The organism is Nocardia farcinica (assembly GCF_029867845.1).
Taxonomy (GTDB): domain Bacteria; phylum Actinomycetota; class Actinomycetes; order Mycobacteriales; family Mycobacteriaceae; genus Nocardia; species Nocardia farcinica_A.
Genome location: NZ_JARWRU010001259.1, coordinates 1 through 2,327 on the forward strand (window position 1 = coordinate 1; position 2,327 = coordinate 2,327).

The 2,327-nt window shown below is 69.7% G+C and carries 4 protein-coding genes and 1 riboswitch; of the genes, 2 read left to right on the forward strand and 2 right to left on the reverse strand.

Annotation, left to right across the window (positions count from 1 at the left end):
- Positions 1-176 precede the first annotated feature (176 nt).
- Positions 177-593, reverse strand: coding sequence for a nuclear transport factor 2 family protein (locus tag QH283_RS28190; RefSeq protein WP_280505963.1), 417 nt, complete (start codon positions 591-593; stop codon positions 177-179).
- Positions 594-771: 178 nt separating this feature from the next.
- Here QH283_RS28190 and QH283_RS28195 point away from each other — a divergent pair, with 178 nt between their 5' ends.
- On the forward strand, positions 772-1,323 hold the full coding sequence (locus QH283_RS28195) for a nuclear transport factor 2 family protein (protein WP_280505964.1): 552 nt from the start codon (positions 772-774) through the stop codon (positions 1,321-1,323).
- 45 nt (positions 1,324-1,368) lie between these two features.
- Here the strand turns inward: QH283_RS28195 and QH283_RS28200 are convergent, their stop codons facing one another.
- Positions 1,369-1,686: a DMT family transporter gene (locus tag QH283_RS28200; RefSeq protein ID WP_280505965.1), complete on the reverse strand. Its 318-nt coding sequence runs from the start codon at positions 1,684-1,686 to the stop codon at positions 1,369-1,371.
- 11 nt (positions 1,687-1,697) lie between these two features.
- Positions 1,698-1,764: riboswitch (guanidine-III (ykkC-III) riboswitch) on the reverse strand.
- Positions 1,765-1,970: 206 nt separating this feature from the next.
- On the opposite strand from QH283_RS28200, the gene QH283_RS28205 reads away from it, so the two are divergent.
- Positions 1,971-2,327 (forward strand): alpha/beta hydrolase (locus QH283_RS28205; RefSeq protein WP_280505966.1); only part of this gene is annotated, 357 nt, incomplete at its 3' end.

Sequence of the window (2,327 nt, forward strand, 5' to 3'; positions counted from 1 at the left end):
CGGCGGGACCGGGCGCGGTGCCGGCGGAGGGCCGGGCATCGTCGGTGTCCGCCCTCACGAACCCCCTCCTGGCCTGCCGGAATAGTCACTGCGCAGCACAGGCTGCCTCGGCCAACGGTACCTCGAGCGACCGTGTGACCCGTGACTCCGCGGCCCGCCGGACCGCCGATCCGCGGCTACTCGCCCGCGGCCTGGCGCTCGTACTGGGTGATCGCCTCGGCCTTGATGCGCTCGAACTGCTCGCCCATCCGCGCGGCCAGTGCCTGTGCCGCCGAGAGCGGGCGCACCATGACCATGAAGTCGTCGATCTTCCCGTCCTCGTCGACGTGCAGGAAGTCGCATCCGGTCAGCTTCCTGCCGTCGACCGACGCCTCGAAGACCAGCGCGTGATCGCGCCCGTCCGCGTCGGCGATCTCGCGCACGTAGCGGAAGTCCTCGAAGACCCGGACCACAGCGCGCAGGATGGCCGCGGTGATCGGCTTGCCCTCGTAGGGCTTGAACGCCACCGGACTGGTGAACACCACGTCATCGGCCAACAGCGCCTCCATCGCGGCCTCGTCACGCGCCTCGACGGCGGCCCGGAATGGGTGCATCTCCCACCTCGCTTCTCGTGTGCGGTCGGGTGTCACGGTAGCCGACTCGATGGCGACACTCATTTGGACAGGTGTCTATACAAGTGTATTTCCGCTGTGTACCGTGAGGACAGTCATCGGGGCCCGTGGCCACGGGATGCGGCTGCCGAGCCCGCTGCACAGATCGGAGCACATGTCCATGTCCTACCCTCGCGCCGAACTCGACGAGATGATCGAACGCTGGCTCAAGGCCAACGCCGAATGCGAACAGGCCGGTGACTGGCGGCCGCTGGCGGAGTTCTACACCGAGGACGCCACCTACGGCTGGAACTACGGGGAGAAGCACGACTTCATGGCCGTCGGCCGCGACGAGATCCGCGACTACGCCATCGGCTACGAGATGGACGGCCTCGACGGCTGGACCTACCCGTACCAGTCCTGGGTCGTCGACGAGAACACCGGCGACATGATCGGCCTGTGGAAGCAGATCTGCGAGGTCAAGCGCGCCGACGGCACCAACTACGCGCTCAACGGCATCCAGGGCAGCTGGTTCAAGTACGGCGGCGACTTCCGATGGCGCTGGCAGCGCGACTTCTTCGACTACGGCAATGTCACCGCCCTGTTCACCGAGATGATCAAGAACGGCCACATGACCCCCGGCATCGGCAAACGCATCGAGCGGGTGCTGAACTCCGGCGGCGACCTGCCCGGCTGGTACCCGATCGGGCAGACCCCCGTGCCCATGTGGTGAGCGCCCCGGTCAGGAGGCCGGGGCGCGCGGGCCGGGACGGCGGCGTCAGTGGACGAGCTTCAGGCCGACCACGCCGCCGACGATCATCGTCAGGAACACCAGTTTCAGCACGCCGACCGGCTCCTCGCCGGTGGCCATGGCGTAGGCGACGGTGAGCACCGCGCCGATGCCGACCCAGACTGCGTAGGAGGTGCCGACGGGAAGTTCGCGCATGGCCAGCGCCAGTCCGGTCATGCTCGCGGCCAGCGCGGCGAAGAACACGACGGACGGGACGAGCCGGGTGAAGCCCTCGCTGCGGCCGAGGGCGGTGGCCCACACCGCCTCCAGCGCGCCGGACGCGACGAGCAGAATCCACGACGACATGGCCATCTCTCCTCGGGCCGTCTTGTCGCACTCCGGGTACGGCGCCCCTCGTCCGGAAGCCCTGTCGCCGGGCTTTCCACCACCGTGGCACCGGTTGCCGCGAGTTGGCAAGTTCCGGCGCGCACCCGGCGACGGAGGTCACCACCTGGGTGGGGAAAGCCGCCACCTCGGGGGAGCTGACCCGGCACCCGAGGCCCCTGCTGCCGGGCGCGGGTTTGCCGGAGAGTGGGAACCGTACGAATCCAGCCACCGCCAGGTACGGCACTCACGAACCGGAGCCCGCGATGTCCACCACCCGCATGATCGCCGCCGCGCAGGAGCGTCGCGTCACGGTGGTCGCCGAGGACGGGGTGGCGCTGGCGGTCCGCGAGTACGGCCCGCGTGACGCCGAGCTGACCGTCGTGCTCGCCCACGGCCACTGCCTGCGCACCGAATCCTGGGCACAGGTCCGCGACGCACTGCTGCGCGAATACGCCGGCGCCAGGGTCGTCTGCTACGACCACCGCGGCCACGGCGACTCGGCCGCCGCCCCGCACCGCACCTACCAGCTCGACCAACTCGGCCGCGACCAGCCCGCGGTGCTCGACACCCGCGCCCCGACCGGGCCCGTGGTGCTGGCCGGGCATTCAATGGGAGGGATG